Source organism: Kitasatospora sp. NPDC023176, from assembly GCF_055560495.1.
The window spans coordinates 1-15,833 of record NZ_JBVHIP010000021.1; the positions used below are offsets into that span (position 1 = coordinate 1).

Annotated in this window: 14 protein-coding genes and 1 rRNA gene; 12 read left to right on the forward strand and 3 right to left on the reverse strand. The window is 75.1% G+C overall.

The window, feature by feature from the left end; translation table 11 throughout:
* The 10 genes from rrf to ACZ3YL_RS25775 all read left to right on the forward strand — a co-directional run.
* Nucleotides 1-80 (forward strand): 5S ribosomal RNA (gene rrf, locus ACZ3YL_RS25730); the annotation flags it as partial.
* Nucleotides 81-287: 207 nt separating this feature from the next.
* Entirely contained in the window at nt 288-1,697 is a 1,410-nt protein-coding gene (locus ACZ3YL_RS25735) for a sensor histidine kinase (RefSeq protein WP_317621214.1), read from the forward strand.
* Nucleotides 1,649-2,314 carry a response regulator transcription factor gene (locus ACZ3YL_RS25740; protein WP_188306603.1) on the forward strand — a complete coding sequence of 222 codons (666 nt, stop codon included), beginning with the start codon at nt 1,649-1,651 and terminating at the stop codon, nt 2,312-2,314. Before ACZ3YL_RS25735 ends, ACZ3YL_RS25740 begins: the two co-directional genes overlap by 49 nt.
* 197 nt (nt 2,315-2,511) lie before the next feature.
* On the forward strand, nt 2,512-4,209 hold the full coding sequence (locus ACZ3YL_RS25745; RefSeq protein WP_465659991.1) for a DUF2637 domain-containing protein: 1,698 nt from the start codon (nt 2,512-2,514) through the stop codon (nt 4,207-4,209).
* A 115-nt stretch (nt 4,210-4,324) separates the two neighbouring features.
* Nucleotides 4,325-5,614: a DUF6986 family protein gene (locus tag ACZ3YL_RS25750; protein ID WP_465659992.1), complete on the forward strand. Its 1,290-nt coding sequence runs from the start codon at nt 4,325-4,327 to the stop codon at nt 5,612-5,614.
* A 93-nt stretch (nt 5,615-5,707) separates the two neighbouring features.
* A complete protein-coding gene (locus ACZ3YL_RS25755; RefSeq protein WP_188306601.1) occupies nt 5,708-6,364 on the forward strand; it encodes a YigZ family protein in 657 nt (218 codons plus the stop codon).
* A 149-nt stretch (nt 6,365-6,513) separates the two neighbouring features.
* Nucleotides 6,514-6,828 carry a cupin domain-containing protein gene (locus tag ACZ3YL_RS25760; RefSeq protein ID WP_188306600.1) on the forward strand — a complete coding sequence of 105 codons (315 nt, stop codon included), beginning with the start codon at nt 6,514-6,516 and terminating at the stop codon, nt 6,826-6,828.
* A gap of 221 nt (nt 6,829-7,049) precedes the next feature.
* A complete protein-coding gene (locus ACZ3YL_RS25765) occupies nt 7,050-8,888 on the forward strand; it encodes a hypothetical protein (RefSeq protein WP_465659993.1) in 1,839 nt (612 codons plus the stop codon).
* 114 nt (nt 8,889-9,002) lie between these two features.
* The gene (locus ACZ3YL_RS25770; RefSeq protein WP_465659994.1) at nt 9,003-10,718 is read left to right on the forward strand and encodes a restriction endonuclease; all 1,716 of its coding nucleotides are present in this window, start codon (nt 9,003-9,005) and stop codon (nt 10,716-10,718) included.
* Nucleotides 10,719-11,089: 371 nt separating this feature from the next.
* Nucleotides 11,090-11,854 carry a ZIP family metal transporter gene (locus tag ACZ3YL_RS25775; RefSeq protein WP_188303825.1) on the forward strand — a complete coding sequence of 255 codons (765 nt, stop codon included), beginning with the start codon at nt 11,090-11,092 and terminating at the stop codon, nt 11,852-11,854.
* A 30-nt stretch (nt 11,855-11,884) separates the two neighbouring features.
* Here ACZ3YL_RS25775 and ACZ3YL_RS25780 read toward each other — a convergent pair whose 3' ends face one another.
* Entirely contained in the window at nt 11,885-12,790 is a 906-nt protein-coding gene (locus ACZ3YL_RS25780; protein WP_465659995.1) for a LysR family transcriptional regulator, read from the reverse strand.
* A gap of 109 nt (nt 12,791-12,899) precedes the next feature.
* Here ACZ3YL_RS25780 and ACZ3YL_RS25785 point away from each other — a divergent pair, with 109 nt between their 5' ends.
* A complete protein-coding gene (locus ACZ3YL_RS25785) occupies nt 12,900-13,841 on the forward strand; it encodes an EamA family transporter (RefSeq protein WP_465660069.1) in 942 nt (313 codons plus the stop codon).
* On the opposite strand, the gene ACZ3YL_RS25790 is transcribed toward ACZ3YL_RS25785, so the two are convergent.
* The gene (locus ACZ3YL_RS25790) at nt 13,732-14,277 is read right to left on the reverse strand and encodes a MarR family winged helix-turn-helix transcriptional regulator (protein ID WP_223241996.1); all 546 of its coding nucleotides are present in this window, start codon (nt 14,275-14,277) and stop codon (nt 13,732-13,734) included. The two genes, ACZ3YL_RS25785 and ACZ3YL_RS25790, sit on opposite strands and share 110 nt — an antisense overlap.
* A gap of 165 nt (nt 14,278-14,442) precedes the next feature.
* Here ACZ3YL_RS25790 and ACZ3YL_RS25795 point away from each other — a divergent pair, with 165 nt between their 5' ends.
* Entirely contained in the window at nt 14,443-14,826 is a 384-nt protein-coding gene (locus tag ACZ3YL_RS25795) for a DUF2218 domain-containing protein (RefSeq protein ID WP_188303827.1), read from the forward strand.
* A gap of 5 nt (nt 14,827-14,831) precedes the next feature.
* On the opposite strand, the gene ACZ3YL_RS25800 is transcribed toward ACZ3YL_RS25795, so the two are convergent.
* The gene (locus ACZ3YL_RS25800) at nt 14,832-15,473 is read right to left on the reverse strand and encodes a phosphatase PAP2 family protein (protein ID WP_465659996.1); all 642 of its coding nucleotides are present in this window, start codon (nt 15,471-15,473) and stop codon (nt 14,832-14,834) included.
* Between the last annotated feature and the right edge of the window lie 360 nt (nt 15,474-15,833).

Genomic DNA, 15,833 nt, shown 5'->3' on the forward strand with positions numbered 1-15,833 from the left:
TTCCGAACCCGGAAGCTAAGCCTCACAGCGCCGATGGTACTGCAGGGGGGACCCTGTGGGAGAGTAGGACGCCGCCGAACAATTCTTCAGAAAAGCCCCTGATCCTTACGGATCAGGGGCTTTTCGCATTTCCAGATCATCCGGATCATCCCGGGGGTCGGGTGTTGTTCCGACCACCGTCAGGTGGTCCTAGGTCTACCTCGGAATTGGGGTGCCACGGCCAGTGTCCCGCGCGGGTCGTTCGTGAACACTGATGAGGACGATCGGTACCGGCATCAGGAGCTCGCGTGACCACACAGACCCGTACGAGCGGCACGTCCGTGAGTGCGCAGACCCAGGAGGCCTTCCGGGCCGGTGGCCAGGGCCTGGGCCGACTGGCCCAGGTGGTGCTGGCGGCTGTGCCGGGGTTCGTGCTCCCGGTGGCGGCGGCCATCATCGCGGGGGTGGTGACGGCCAAGTTCCTGGAGTACTACTTCCCGGCCTCCCTGGTGGCCCTCGCGGCCGCCGCGGTCGTGGGCTCCGCGGTGGCGGCCACCTGCGTCCGTCGGACGGCGGACCGTACGCGCCGGTTCCTGGAGCGCTGGTACGACATCCGGCTGCCGGCGGTCTACCAGTCGCTGCCGGAGCTGGAGCTGGACGACCGCGGGCATTGGTGGACGGGCTACTCGTACCACCGCTCGCGGACGGTCGCGAAGTACGCGCAGCTGGTCCACTGGGGCCTGCGGGACCGGACGACCCGCGCCGAGATCCTCTGGCTGATCGTGAACCCGGTCCTCGTCACGGCCCTGGCCGGCGCGGTCGGTCTGTTGCTGGTGCTGGGCACCACGTTCGCCGTCGGTGGTGCGGTGCCGACCGTCGGATTCGGCCCGTTGAGCGAGCGGATGACGCGCGTCACGCTGAGCCTGGTGGTCGGGGTCGGCATGGTCCTCGCCGGGATACTCCTCGCCCCGTACGCGGTGCGCGGGTACGCGGAGGTCGCCCGCCGGGTGCTGGACCAGGACGGTTGGGCGACGCACGCCCAGCTGACCAAGCGGGTGGCCGTGCTGACCGAGACCCGGGCGGACGCGGCGGGCAGCCAGGCGGCCGAGCTGCGGCGGATCGAGCGTGACCTGCACGACGGAGCCCAGGCGCGGTTGGTCGCGATCGGGATGACGCTGGGCACCATCGAGCACCTGATGGAGACCGACCAGGCGGCCGCGCGGGAGCTGCTCGCCGAGGCGCGGCAGTCCTCGGCCCGGGCGCTGCAGGAACTGCGCGACCTGGTCCGCGGCATCCACCCGCCGGTGCTCGCCGAACGCGGACTCGGCGACGCGGTCCGGGCGTTGGCGCTGGACGGCGCGCTGCCGACCGAGGTGTTCGTGAGCCTGCCGGACCGCCTGCCGGCCCCGGTCGAGGCGGCGGTCTACTTCAGCATCAGTGAGCTGCTGGCCAACGCGGCCAAGCACTCGGAAGCCGACCAGGTGTGGGTGGACATCCTGTACCGGGCCGGGACCCTCCGGGTGACGGTGACGGACGACGGAGTGGGCGTGGCAGACCCTTCGCGGGGCACGGGCCTGCGCGGGATCGAACGCCGATTGGGTACCTTCGACGGTGTCCTCGCCATCGACAGCACGTCGGGCGGTCCCACCACCATCACCCTGGAGTTGCCGTGCGAGTTGTCCTCGCCGAGGACCTCTACCTCCTTCGCGAAGGCCTGATCCGGCTGCTGGAAGCGCACGGCTTCACCATCGCGGCCGCGGTGGAGACCGGCCCCGAGCTGCTGGAGGCGTTGCTGACCCACCGCCCGGACGTGGCGGTGGTGGACGTCCGGTTGCCCCCGACGCTCACCGACGAGGGGCTCCAGGCCGCTCTCCAGGCACGCCGGGAGATCCGCGGCCTGCCGGTGCTGGTGCTCTCCCAGCACGTCCAGCAGCTGTACGCGCGGGAGTTGCTGGCCGACGGGACGGGTGGGGTCGGCTACCTGCTGAAGGACCGGGTGTTCAACGCCGGACAGTTCATCGACGCGGTCCGCCGGGTGGCGGCCGGCGGGACGGCGATGGACCCGGACGTGATCGCCAAGCTGATGCAGACCACCTCGCGCCGGCCCGGTCCGCTGCTCGGGCTGTCCCCGCGCGAGCGCGAGGTGCTGGAGCTGATGGCCGAGGGCTGTTCCAACTCGGCGATCGCCGCCCGCCTCGCGGTCAGCGACGGCGCCGTGGCCAAGCACATCGCCAACATCTTCAGCAAGCTCGGACTGGCCCCCGACGAGGACGCCAACCGCCGGGTGATGGCGGTGCTGGCCTATCTCAACGGCACGGCGGGGCAGAGCCGCTGACGGTCCGACCGGCCCCGGCACGGGGGATGAGGGCCCGTACGGTGACACTCCAGGCTGCGGAAACGCTGAAACAGGCGTACGAGTAAACTCCGGTGGGCCGAGTCCGGAGGCTGCTCAGCCGTCCGGCGGCCCGATCGGCGGGAACCGGCAGCCGAGGCGCGTACGGCAGCGCCGACATCCAGGGGTTGATAGACGTAATGGCACGCCCAACGCTCACCAAGGCCCATCGCGGCCTGCTCGGCCTGGTCGCGGCCGGCGCCTGCATCATCTCGGGCATCGGGTTCGCGGGCTCGTACAACGCGGTGCGCGAGCTGGCCCTGGAGAAAGGTTTCGGTGCCTTCTCCTACGCCTTCCCGATCGGCGTCGACGCGGGCATCGTGGTGCTCCTCGCCCTCGACCTGGTGCTGACCTGGCTGCGGATCCCTTTCCCGATGCTCCGCCAGACCGCCTGGCTGCTGACCGTCGCCACCATCGCCTTCAACGCGGCCGCCTCCTGGGGCGACCCGCTCGGCATGGGGATGCACGCCGTCATCCCGGTGCTGTTCGTCGTGGTGGTCGAGGCCTCCCGGCACGCGGTCGGCCGGATCGCGGCGATCACGGCGGACCGTCACATGGAGTCGGTCCGGGTGATGCGCTGGCTGCTCTCCCCGGTGCCGACCTTCCGGCTCTGGCGGCGGATGAAGCTCTGGGAGCTCCGCTCCTACGAGGAGGTCATCCGGCTGGAGCAGAACCGGCTGGTCTACCGGGCGCAGCTGCGCTTCCGCTACGGCCGCGGCTGGCGCCGCTCGGCCCCGATCCAGGCGCTGCTGCCGCTCAAGCTGGCCAAGTTCGGCGTCCCGCTGGACCCGTCGCTGCTGGACCGGTTGGACGAGGAGGCTCGCGAGCGCGAGGCCAAGGAGACCCGGGCGGAGCAGCCGGCCCAGGAGCTCGGGACCCAGTCTCAGCCCCAGTCCCAGCCCCAGCCGGTCCGTGCCGCCGCGGCCATCGCCCCGGCGGGTCCCGAGGCCGGCCACCCGGCCGCCGCCCCCGCCGTAGCCCGGCCGCAGCAGCCGCAGGTTCACCAGCCGCCGGTCCAGCAGCCCCAGCCCGAGCCGGCCCAGGCCGAACACCCCGACCAGCCCCAGCTCCAGCCCGAGGCCCAGCCCGAGGTCCAGCCCGAGGTCCAGCCCGAGGCCCCCGCCCCCGCGCCGCTGTCGCCCGAGGTCGCGGCGCCGATGCTGGCGAAGCTGCACGCCGTCCGGCTGCGCGCCGCCCAGGAGCCGGAGGCGGAGGTGGTCGCCGCCCCGCAGCCGCGCGGCGAGGAGCTGAACGTCTGGACGGAGCGCCCGGTCCGCACCACCGGCCACTCGGTCGACCCCGCTCCGGGCGGGCGGGTGCCCGGTCAGGCCTCGCCGTGGTTCAAGCCCCCGCGCCCGGTCGACGAGGCGCCCGCTCCCGTTTCCGCCGCCCCCGTTCCGGCCCCCGTTCCGGCCCCCGTTTCCGCTGCCCCCGTCCCGGCCGCCGCCCCCGCCGGAGCCCGGCCGCAGGCCCAGCACCCGACCGCCCAGCCGCCGCACGCCGAGCCGACCGTCGAGCCGCAGCACCGTCAGCCGGCTGCCCAGAGCGAGCACCACGCCCAGGCCGAGCAGCCCGCTCCGGCCGAGGAGCCCGCCCAAGCCACCCAGCCCGGACCCCACCCGACTCCCGTGCCGCTCGACCAGGACATCGCCTACGACGCGCTGGTCTCCTACATGGACAGCCACGGCCACCAGCCCGACCCCCCGCGCCTCGCGGCCTGGCTGACCACCGAGTACGGCGTCACCGGCAAGGGCCAGGACGGCTCGGTCCACCCCAAGGAGGTCGCCGAGCTCTACCCGCTGCTGCGCGACCGCTACCTGGCCGCCGGGAGGGACTGAGCCCGCGCCGCCACGCCGCGTCCACCGCTCGGTCGGCCATTGACGCCCGACCCCGCCGGAGCTACCGTCGCCTCAACAATTTGTTGAAGTGCTGGTTCGGCATGGAGGAGCGCGGATGTCGCAGGTCGAGGTCGACGGAACCGGGCCGACGGGCGGGGCCTCCTTCTCCGCCGCCGCCCGCACCGCCGTGGAGGCGCTGCTCGCCCCGGTGGACGCCGACCTGGCGCGCCGCTACCCCGGCGACTCCGGTACCCGGCAGCCGGTGCACACCGTCTACGTCCCGGCCGACGCCTACCGCGCCGACACCGTACGGGAGTGGGGCTGCCAGGCCCTGGAGGCCTTCGACACCCACGCCGGCACCCCCGCCGAGCTGGCCCGCGCCCTCGGTGTGGCCGACGACGAACTGCTCGCCGACGTGCACGCCCGGGTGCGCGCCAAGCTGGAGCACGAGCCGGTCGAGGACCTGCGGATCGACTTCGAGGACGGCTACGGCCCCCGCCCGGACGCCGAGGAGGACGCCGCGGCCGTCCGGGCCGCCGAACTGGTCGCCGCCGCCGTGTCCGAGGGCGCCGCACCGCCGTACGTCGGCATCCGGATCAAGTGCATGGAGGCGCCTGTCCGCGCCCGCGGCATCCGCACCCTGGAGCTGTTCCTCGCCACCCTCCTGGCGAACGGCGGCCTGCCGGCGGGCCTGGTCCTCACCCTGCCCAAGGTCACCTACGCGGAGCAGGTCACCGCACTGGTCCGGCTGCTGGAGGACTTCGAGCGCCGGGCCGGGCTGCCCGCCGGCCGGATCGGCTTCGAGATCCAGATCGAGACCACCCAGGCGATCCTCGGCCCGGACGGCCGGGCCACCGTCTCCCGGATGATCGAGGCCGCCGAGGGCCGCGCCACCGGCCTGCACTACGGCACCTTCGACTACAGCGCCTCCTGCGGCGTCAGCGCGGCCTACCAGAGCATGGACCACCCGGTCGCCGACCACGCCAAGGCGGTCATGCAGGTGGCCGCCGCCGGCACCGGGGTCCGGCTCTCCGACGGCTCGACCAATGTGATCCCCACCGGCTCCACCGGGCAGGTGCACGCCGCCTGGAAGCTCCACCACGGCCTGGTCCGCCGCTCGCTGGCGCGCGCCTACTACCAGGGCTGGGACATGCACCCGGCACACCTGCCGACCCGCTACGTCGCCGTGTACTCCTTCTACCGGGAGGGCCTGGCGGCCGCCGCCGCCCGGCTGGCCGCCTACGTCGCCAAGGCGGGCGGCGACGTGATGGACGAGCCGGCCACCGCCCGGGCGCTCAGCGGCTACCTGCTGCGCGGCCTGGACTGCGGCGCCGTCGACCCGGCCGAGGTCACCGCCCTGACCGGCCTGGACCGTGCCCAGCTGGACGCCCTGGCCGGCCGCTGAACCCCCGGCCGCGCGCCAACTAGGCTGGCGGTGCCGCACCCGACAGCGGGCGCGCGCCGCCAGCCGTCGCCGTCCCCGGGAGAACCACCGCGCATGTCCGCCACGCCGGAACCGACCGCCAGGCCGTACCTCACCATCCGGCGGGCCGGCAGCCACGAGACCGAGATCAAGAAGTCCCGCTTCATCTGCCACCTCGCCCGGGTCCGCGACGAGGACGAGGCGCAGGCCTTCATCGCCGGCATCCGCAAGCAGTACTGGGACGCCCGGCACAACTGCACCGCCTTCGTAGTCGGCGACGACCAGCGCCGCGAGCGCTCCAGCGACGACGGCGAGCCCGGCGGCACGGCCGGGGTGCCGATGCTGGAGGTGCTGCGCCGGCGCGGCCTCACCGACACCGTCGCGGTGGTGACCAGGTACTTCGGCGGGATCAAGCTCGGCGCGGGCGGCCTGGTGCGGGCGTACGGGAACGCGGTGTCGGCGGCGGTCGACGAGGTCGGCCTGCTGGAGCGGCGGCCGGTCGCGCTGCTCGCGGTGTCGGCGGACCACGTGCGCGCCGGGCGGGTGGAGAATGACCTGCGGGCCGCCGGGTACGCGGTGAGCGACCTCGCCTACGAGGCGGCGGGGGTGCGGATCGAGGTGGGCGTGCCGGAGCCGGAGGTGGCCGGGTTCCACACCTGGCTGGCCGAGGCGACCGGCGGTACCGCGGTGGCGGTGCCGGCCGGCCGGACCTACGTCGAGGTGCCGGTCTGAGCCACGGGCCGCACGGGCCGCACGGGCTCCGCGCTCCCCGCCGGGGCGCGGTTTTCGGCCACACATCCGGCCAGAACGCGACCGGTCCGTTTCGGTCTCCGACGGGCCCGCCTAGCCTGATCCGACCGTCGAGCAGGAAGCCGCCCCCGATGCCCGTCGTCCGGACCATCACCCTGGCCCCAGGGGCCACCACCGGCTGGCACTACCACCCGGGCCGGGTCGAGGTGGTGGTGCTCGCCGGGACGCTCACCCGCACCCTGCACGACGGCCGGGTCGAGGTCAGCCGGGCCGGGGACTCGCTGGTCGAGGAGGCCGGACCGGTCCACGTCCACGTGGGCCGCAACCTCGGGACCGAGCCCGTGGTGCTGATCGCCCACTACGCCGCCCCGGAGGGCCGCCCGCTGGCCGTAGCCGTCCCGGAACCCGCCTGGAGCCGCAGCGGCGGCGGGACCGCCGGGGCCTGACCGGACCCGCGCGGCCCCGCCCGCTGGGTCGCGCCCCGTAGCCGAGCGGCGCCGCCACGCGGAAGACGGCTTGAACAGATTCACTCGAACGTAGTGTCGTGGCCCGGAGTTGGAACTTCCGCTCCCGGCTGTGGCGTTTCCTGGGCAAGGATCCGGCGGAACCGGACGAAAACCATCGATGGAGGACAACGGACCCCACCCCGCACCACGGAGGTATGCGCATGACCTCAGACCACTCGCCGTCGCTCGCCGGTGCCGATCTACCCGGCCCCCGAGCCCTCGCGACGCCCTACCGGATGACCGTCACCACCGCCCTCCCGCATGCCGAGGCCGTCGCCCTGGCCGACGAGCAGCTCGCCTCCTGGCTGAAGCAGGAGGGCTGCGAGGAACCCCCGCCCACCCCCGGCGCCGCCGCGGGGACGCCCCCCGCCGCCGAGCGCCTGCGCCTGGGCGAGCGCGTCCTGCTGGACCGGGACCACGGACCGCTGCGCGGCGGCCCGGGCGCCGGTCGCTACAACCGCCGCCGCCTGCGCACCCCGGCCCCGCACGGCACCCGACAGCTGACCCTCACCGTCGCCACCGGCGCCGGCGGCCCCACCTGGGTCCGGCTGGAGGCCGAGACCCACAACACCGGCAGCGGCGTGCGCACCCCCTGCCGGGTGCCGGTGCCGGAACTCGCCCGCACCCTGCTCCCGCTGCTCGACGCCGCCGACGGCCCGGCCGCCGTCCACCCCGCCCCCCGGGTGATCACGGCCGACGAGGTCGACGACCTGATCGACGAGCTGTGCGACCCGGAGCGCCGGCTGCCCACGGTGGTCGCCAGCGTGCCGGTGAACCTCCCGGTCGACCACTGGGTCGAGGAGGTCGTCCGCCCGCTCTGCCGTCAGCTGCCCGGCCTCGCCACCGCCTACGTGCTGGATCCGGGCGCCCGCACCGGGTTCAACGTCGCGCTGGAGTACCACACCGTGTACGGCGGCGCGGTGCGCACCTACCTGCCCGAGGTCGACCCGGCCTCCCGGCAGGACGGCGCCCGACATCCGGTGCTCGCCCGGGGCCGAATAGAACAGGACCTCCGCCGCGCCGCCGGGCTGCTCGCCCGCGAACCGCGCCGCCTCGCCGCCGACCAGCCGCTCCCGGCCCCGCTGGCCGCCGTCCCGGTGCTGCGCATCCCGCCGCCGCAGCTGCGCCCGGCCGCGGACCGGGCCGGGGAGACGGAGACCCGCGCCGAAGCGACCGCGAGCGCAGGCCCGGCCCCCGCTCGGCTGACCGCCGGTCCGGCCGCCGGCCCCGCCACTGACCCTGCCGCAGACCCGGCCGCCGAACTGGCCGCGCTCGCCCGCGAGGAGCAGCAGGACCGCGCCGAGCAGCAGGCCAGGGCCGACGAACTGGAGCGGGTCCGGCGCACCCTCCGCCTCGACCGCCGGGACCGCGGCCAGCCCAGGGACGGCCACGAGGGCCGCCTCCGCACCAGCACCCGTAGCGCCCTGACCGGCCGTCACTGCAGCGGACCGGGCGGCACCCCGGCCGCTGCCGGCCGCCTCGCCGCCGCTCCGCCCTCCGGGTGCCCCGGCAGACCCGAGACCTTCACCGAACTCCTCACCAGGCTCGGCGAGTTCCCCCTGCTCACCTTCACCGGCGACCAGAAGAACGCGCTCGCCCTGGACGGACTCCAGTGCGCCGGCGCCGGCTGGGCCCGGCTCGCCTGGGACGGCCTGACGGCCCTGCAGGAGTACGCGGAGGCGGCCGTGCGCGGCGCGGCCGGCGGGGACTTCAAACAGTGGTGCGAGCACACCCCGGACGGCTGTCACCGCTTCCCGCCGCGCAAGGCGGTGCGCGGGGAGTCCCGGACGGTGTTCAGCCACACCAAGTGGAAGCGCGAACGGATGCTGCCGGTGCCGGAATGCGTCGACGCCTCCCGGCGCGCGTTCATGGGCGCGCACCTGCGGATCGGCGGCGGCCGCACCGCCCCCCGGCTGCACTACCTCGACGACTGCTCCGGCAGTGGCCGGATCTACGTCGGCTACATCGGTCTGCACCTCACCAACACCCGGACCAACTGACGGGCTTGGCTGACCGCTGCGCCCGTTCGGTGGACAATGTCCGGCAGGGGCGGGGCCGCGGTCCGGTCTGCCGCCCCGGGCAGGTGCCGGACGAGCATGGGGGAACGACGACCGATGCAGTACTCAGCAGACGGCCAGTCCGACGGCACCGCCACCGTCCAGTTCCCCCGGCCGGGCTTCCTCGCCTCGGTCTTCCGCGACCTCGGCGCCGACCAGGGCCCGGAGCCGGACGGCGCCTCGGGCGGGGGCGCGCCCGACGGCACCGGCCCGGAGACGACCGGGGCCGGCCCCGCCGCGCCCGTCGGCCCGTCGGCCCCGGGCAGTGCCGACCCGGGCAGCGCCGGCCCGGGCCCCGGCTTCGCCGACCCCGACGAGGCCGTCGCGGCCCACGCCCGAGCCGCCGCCCTCACCCACCACCGAACGCTCACCGTCCAGGCCGAACACGACCGGCTGGCCGACCTGCTGCGGCGGGCCGCCCTGCCCGTCTCGGCGATGGACTTCGAGAGCCAGCTGCGCCACTACGAGCCCCGCCCCTACCCGGCCGACGGCCCGGACGGCGCCGAGGGGACCGAGCCCCGCTGGGAGGACTTCGCCCCCGCCGGGCCGGCCGCCGCCGACCCGGAGAGCGGCCCGTCCCGCCGCCTGCTGGACTCCGGCTACCAGCGCGAACTCGCCCAGGCCCGGCTCACCCACCAGCGCGCCCTGCGCGAGTGGCGCACCCGCCGGGCCGAGGCCGGCAGCCCGGCCGCCGGGGAGTCCCGGCGCGCCCACGAGGCGGCCGAGGAGGCCCGGGCCCGCGCCGTGCGCGAGTACAACGAGAGCCTGGAGGAGTGCCGGCGCGCCTACCAGCTGGCCGAGCCGGCCGCCGTGGAGTCGCTGCTGGAACGGGCGCTGGCCGCCGCCGAGACGGCGACCCAGGACCTGCCGGCCCCCTGCCGGGCGATCTTCCGCCCGCTCACCCGCACCGCCGTGCTGGACCTCGACCTGCCCCCGCTCGACCTGGTGCCCTCGCTCACCGGCTACCGGCTGGCCCCCGAGGGCGACATCCACCCGGTGCCGCGCCCGCCCGCGGACCGGGCCACCGACTACCTGCGGCTGGTCGCCCGGCTCGCCCTGCGCTCCCTGCAGGCCGCCGACGCCGTGGACACCGACGAGATACTTGCCGGTGTCGTCCTCAACGGCTGGCTGCGCGATCCCGGGGCGGCTGAGCCGCTCTGCCTGCTCAGCGTGGACGCCGACCGCGACGCGCTGGCCCGCACCCGACTGCTGCCGCCGGAGACCCCGTACGAGGAACGCGACGACGAGGGCGTCTACGCCGACGCCGAGCGGGACGAGGCCCTGGTCCGCCTGCGCCAGCTCGGTGCCGCCGTCACCCCGGACCCGTACGCCCGGGCCGCCGTCCAGCCGTTCGCCCGGTCGGGCGCCACCGTCCCGGCCGCGCCCGACCTGTCCGCCAACGAGTTCGCCCAGCTGGTGCGCGACCTGCTCACCCGGGGCGGGCTCGCCGAGTGGAGCGTACGGCTGCGCGGTCCGGCCGGGCTGGTCGCCACCGGGGAGGGCGGACCGGGTAGCGCGCTGCCGGGCCGCTGGGTGGTCTGGGCCTCCCGGGACACTGCGGAGGTCACCGTGGAGCAGATCGAGACCCTGGCCGAGGCGGTCCGCGAGGAGTCCGCCGAGCGCGGCCTGCGGCTGACCACCGGCTGCTTCGCCGAGGAGGCGCTGGACCTCACCGCCGAGGAGAGCCACCGGCACATCCACCTGATCGACGGCGACGGCGTCCGCGAACTCGCCCGCACCCACCTCGGCCTGCCGCTCGCCGCCGGCCGCTGACCGGCCCCGACCCGCTGAGGCCTGCTCCGATCCACGCCGATCGACTCCGATCGACTCCGATCGACTCCCATCCACTCCGACCACGGAGTTCACCCCGACGGCCCACCCGGCGGGCGTCCCTCCGTACCCGGACCAAGGCTGAGGGGACCGGGTCGGCGGGACGGCGGCCGAGGAACGGTCCGGTCAGCGGCACCCCCGGGCGATCAGCATCGAACGGGCGTCCGGTACGGTCGGCGGTCGGCCCGGCCACGGGCGGACCCCAGGGGGAGAGGAATGGGCAGAGCGCTCGGCAGACCACACGGCGGCCCCGGCCGTCCGGCCGGACCGGCAGACCCGACCGGACCGGCCGGCCCGACGGCGGAGGCGGCCCGATGACTGCCGTCCTGGTCGCCGCCGGGGCGTTCCTGATGACGCTGATCGGCGGCTTCGTCGCCCAGCGCACCGGCGACCGCCGCCACCTGGTACTCGGCTTCGCCGCCGGACTGATGCTCGGAGTGGTCGCCTTCGACCTGCTGCCCGAGGCCATCCACCAGGCGCCCGGCGAGGTGCACGGCGTGCCCCAGGCGCTGCTGATGTTCGCGGGCGGCTTCCTCGCCATCCACGTGATCGAGCGCGCCGTCGCCATCCACCGCGGCCACGAGGGCGAGTACGCCGAGCACACCCACGGCCACCAGCACGGCCACGCCCACGGCTCCGGACGCCAGGGCGTCGGCCTGACCGCCGCGCTGGCCCTGGTCGGGCACAGCGTGATGGACGGCTTCGCGATCGGCGCCGCCTTCCAGGCCGGCAGCACCGTCGGCACCGTGGTGGCCATCGCGGTGGTCGCACACGACTTCGCCGACGGCTTCAACACGTACACGATCACCCGGCTGTACGGGAACAACCGGCGCCGGGCGCTGACCCTGCTCGCGGCCGACGCGCTGGCCCCGATCTCCGGCGCCGCGATCACCCTGGCCTTCACCATCCCGGAGCACCTGCTCGGCCTCTACCTGGGCTTCTTCTCCGGGTTCCTGCTCTACCTGGCGACCTCGGACATCCTCCCCGAGGCGCACAGCCCGCACCCTTCGCGCAGCACCCTGCTGTGCACCCTCGCCGGGGTCGGCTTCATGTGGCTGGTCATCGGCCTGGCCAACTAGGCCCTGTCCGGCAGATCGGCCGACCAGGGCCTAGACCGGCAGGGAGCTCCAGCAGCCCCGCATCGCCGCCAGTGCCTCGGTGATCGCCGGCCGCCGGGAGGCCTGGGAGCGCCAGAGTGCGAACACCCGCCGGCTCGGCTGCGAGGCGACCGGGCGGGCCGCCACCCCGGCCGGCAGCGGGCCCCGGCCGAGCCGGGGCACCACGGCCATCCCCAGTCCGGCCGCGACCAGGGCGATCTGGGTCTCGAAGTCGCCGACCTGGTAGAGCACGTCCGGCTCCTCACCGGCCTCGCGCAGGGTGCGGACCAGCCAGTCGTGGCAGATGTTGCCCGGCGGGACGCTGATCCAGCGCTGTCCGCACAGCCGCTCCACCGGCACCGCGTCCAGCGCCGCCAGCTCGTCCCCGGCGGGCAGCACCAGGTCCACCGGGTCCGTCCCGAGGTCCAGCCGGGAGACCCCCTCCTGTACCGGCAGCGGTACGGTCGGCCAGTCCTGGACCAGCGCCAGGTCCACTGCACCGCGCGCGACCAGCTCCGCCGCCGGGTACGGGTCGCTCTCCAGCAGCCGTACGTCCAGCTCCGGGCAGCGCTGCCGCAGTTCGGCCAGTACCCCGGGCATCAGCCCGCGCGCCCCGGTCGCGAAGGAGGCCACCAGCAGCCGCCCGACCGCCCGGCCGCGCTGTTCCTCCAGCCGCACCTCGGCCTGCTCCACCAGCCCCAGGACGGTCCGCGCGGTGGCGGCCAGCTCCCGCGCCGCGTCGGTCAGCACCACACCCCGGCCCTGGCGCTCCAGCAGCACCGTGCGGGTCTCCCGCTCCAGCTTGGCGATCTGCTGGGAGACCGCCGAAGGCGTGAACCCGAGCGCGATCGCCGCCCCGCCGACCGAGCCGTGCACCGCCACCGCGTGCAGCGCCCGCAGGCGCCCGAGATCCATCATGCAGTGATACTAAAGTGTCCGCTTCAGTAATCATCGCTGGTGCTACACGTTCCCGCGCCGCCATGCTCGACCCATGACCGCGACACCCGCCGCTCCGGCCGGCTCGACCATGCGCCCCCGTCACATCGCCCTGGCCGTCCTGGTGGCCGCCGTCTGGGGCCTCAACTTCGTCCTCATCCACGTCGGCCTGGACAGCTTCCCGCCACTGCTCTTCTGCGCCCTGCGGTTCGCTGTGGTCGCCGTGCCGGCGGTCTTCTTCGTCGGCCCGCCCAAGGTGGCCTGGCGCTGGGTGCTGGCGGTCGGCCTGGTCCTCGGGGTGGTCAAGTTCGGGCTGCTCTTCCTCGGCATGCACGCCGGGATGCCGGCCGGCCTCTCCTCCCTGGTGCTCCAGGGCCAGGCCGGCTTCACCGCGGTGTTCGCCGCCGTCCTGCTGCGCGAGCGCCCCGGCCGGCGGCGACTGCTCGGCCTGGCGCTGGCCTTCGCGGGCATCGCCCTGAGCGCCGCCGACCAGGGCCTGGGCGGCCCGGTCGAGGCCTTCGTGCTGGTGGTGCTGGCGGCCGTCGCCTGGGGCCTGTCCAACGTGCTCACCCGCAAGGCCGCACCGCCGGACGCGCTGCGCTGGATGGTCTGGGTCAGCGCCGTCCCGCCGCTGCCGCTGCTGGGCCTGTCCCTGCTGGTCGAGGGCCCGGACGCGGACCTGCGCGCGCTGCGCGGGATGACCCTCGGCGGGCTCGGCGTGATCGGCTACGTCGGGCTGCTCTCCACCCTGTTCGGCTTCGTCGCCTGGAGCTACCTGCTGCGCCGCTACGACGCCACCGCCGTCGCCCCCTACTCGCTGCTGGTGCCGGTGTTCGGGATGTCCTCGGCCTGGCTGCTGCTCGGCGAGCGGGTCACCCCGGCGGCCGCCGCGGCGGCCCTGCTGGTGATCGCCGGGATCGGGATCACCGCGCTGCGCCCGGGGGCGCCGTCCGCGCCGGCGGCCCGGCCGCGAGGAAGCGGGCCTCGGCCGCGCGGAGCACTCGCAGCAGCACCTCCTCGTCCCCGGGGCTGACCTCGCCGAAGTACTCCTGCGCCACCTCGTCCCGGACCTGCCCGATCCGCTCCACCGCCGCGCGCCCGGCCTCGGTCAGCAGGATCCGTACGGCCCGCCGGTCCGCCGGGTCGGGGCGGCGCTCGACCAGCCCGGCCTCCTCCAGCGCGTCGACCACCGTGGTGGCCGAGCGCGGGGCGATGTGCAGCTGGTCGGCGAGGTCGCTCAGCCGCATCGCGTGGTCCGGCGTCTCGCAGCCGGGCACATGGGCGAGCGTGCGCAGGGCCCGGGCCTGGCCGGGGGTGATGCCGTACGGCTCCAGCCGCCAGCCGGTCTGCCGGCGGATCCGCTTGATCGCCCTGGTCATCGCGTCCGCGAGTTCGGCGGCGGTGCCGGGGGCGTCGGGCCGGGGACCGGGGGAGGAGTCAGCCGGATCGTCGGTCGGCGTGGTGGTCATCGGAGGTCTCCTCGGCTGGCGTCGGCCCAAGCGTATCGGCCGTTCCGGGCGGGCGGCCGACCGTGGGAAGTGCTCGGAGAAATATGTTGAGCTTAGCTCAGCATCTACGTTACGGTGCTCCCAGGTGAGGGCACCCTAAGTCCCCTCCGCGTCCTTGGAGCACCCATGCCCGTTTCCACCGCCCGCGTCGCCACCGACCGCCCCGCCCGCTACGCCAAGCAGCTCGCCGCCCACATGAGCCGACGGATCGAGACCTCCTTCTCCCCGGAGACCGGCCGCGGCACCCTGGTCTTCCGCGCCGGCACCGCCACCCTGGAGGCCCAGCCGGACGCGCTGCTGCTCACCGTCGAGGGCGAGCGCGAGGACCTGCCCACCCTGGAGGACGTCGTCGGCCGCCACCTCGTCCGCTTCGGCGCCCGCGACGAACTCGTCGTCGCGTGGCACCGCGACAACGGCGAGGCCGGCCTCGTCCACCGCAACGAGGAGGACGCCCCCGAGGGGGACGCCACCGGGGAGGGCACCAACGGGGAAACCGCCACCGAGGCCTGAAGCCCTCAGGCGCCCGGCCGGGGCAGCCACCGGTCGAGCGCCCACAGCACCAGGGCGGCCAGGCACCAGCTGGCCACCACGTCCAGCACCCAGTGGTAGTCGCTCCACACCAGCCCCGCGCCCACCCCGAGCGCCAGCACCACCGCGCCCGCGGCCAGCCCCCGGGCCGTCCACCGCCCCGCCGCCCGCGTCAGCAGCAGCGCCGCCACACCGTAGGAGAACGTCGCCGTCGCGGTGTGCCCGGACGGGTACCAACCCCACTGCCCCGGTGCCAGCGGGTCCCCGAGCGGGCCCGGCCGGGCGAACGCCGCCTTCGCCGGGACCACCAGCAGCGGGATCAGCACCGCGGTCGCCGCGGCCACCGGCAACGGCAGCCACCAGCGCGCCGCCCCCGCCCGGCGCCACCACCAGGCGGCCAGGCCCCCGGCCGCCAGCAGCACCGGCACGGCCGGCACCCCGCCGCCCAGGTCCGACAACAGCCGGCCCAGCTGGTCGAGCAGGGCGCTCGGATGCTCGTGGTGGAAGGACCGGACGGCCGCGCGGACCGAACGGTCCAAGCCGAGCAGCGGCCCGTCCACCGCCACCTGCCAGGACACCACCAGCAGCAGCACCGCCGCCACCACCGGCACCACCACCGACCGGGCCACCCGGCCCGGGACAGCGGACAGCCGCCCCGGAGCAGGGGGGAGAGCTCCGGGGCGGCTCTGATGATCGCCGTTCCGTGCGCCCCGGGGGGTGTGGGTCGGACGGTCGGTCGATCGGCCTTCGGTGTGTGCCAGCCCTTGCGGGACGGCCTGGTTGTCCTCGCGACGCCCGCGCGGACCCACCCCTCGGGGAGGCTCCGCGGACGGCTCCGCCAATGGCTGGGGCTCGCTGTCCATCTGTGATGACACTACGTCAACCACCCTTCCGCGCCGAGCGCCTTCAGCGATTCCGCACATCATCTTCACCCCGCCCGGGACCGCCTCCGGACGCCCCGGACGGCCGTGCGAACGGGCCCCGGAGGG

Bases quoted from the DNA above. Each gene is read 5' to 3' on its own strand.
- ACZ3YL_RS25745 (WP_465659991.1), top strand. From the start codon at position 2,512: ATGGCACGCCCAACGCTCACCAAGGCCCATCGCGGCCTGCTCGGCCTG.
- ACZ3YL_RS25750 (WP_465659992.1), top strand. From the start codon at position 4,325: ATGTCGCAGGTCGAGGTCGACGGAACCGGGCCGACGGGCGGGGCCTCC.
- ACZ3YL_RS25755 (WP_188306601.1), top strand. From the start codon at position 5,708: ATGTCCGCCACGCCGGAACCGACCGCCAGGCCGTACCTCACCATCCGG.
- ACZ3YL_RS25760 (WP_188306600.1), top strand. From the start codon at position 6,514: ATGCCCGTCGTCCGGACCATCACCCTGGCCCCAGGGGCCACCACCGGC.
- ACZ3YL_RS25765 (WP_465659993.1), top strand. From the start codon at position 7,050: ATGACCTCAGACCACTCGCCGTCGCTCGCCGGTGCCGATCTACCCGGC.
- ACZ3YL_RS25770 (WP_465659994.1), top strand. From the start codon at position 9,003: ATGCAGTACTCAGCAGACGGCCAGTCCGACGGCACCGCCACCGTCCAG.
- ACZ3YL_RS25775 (WP_188303825.1), top strand. From the start codon at position 11,090: ATGACTGCCGTCCTGGTCGCCGCCGGGGCGTTCCTGATGACGCTGATC.
- ACZ3YL_RS25780 (WP_465659995.1), bottom strand. From the start codon at position 12,790: ATGATGGATCTCGGGCGCCTGCGGGCGCTGCACGCGGTGGCGGTGCAC.
- ACZ3YL_RS25785 (WP_465660069.1), top strand. From the start codon at position 12,900: ATGCGCCCCCGTCACATCGCCCTGGCCGTCCTGGTGGCCGCCGTCTGG.
- ACZ3YL_RS25790 (WP_223241996.1), bottom strand. From the start codon at position 14,277: ATGACCACCACGCCGACCGACGATCCGGCTGACTCCTCCCCCGGTCCC.
- ACZ3YL_RS25795 (WP_188303827.1), top strand. From the start codon at position 14,443: ATGCCCGTTTCCACCGCCCGCGTCGCCACCGACCGCCCCGCCCGCTAC.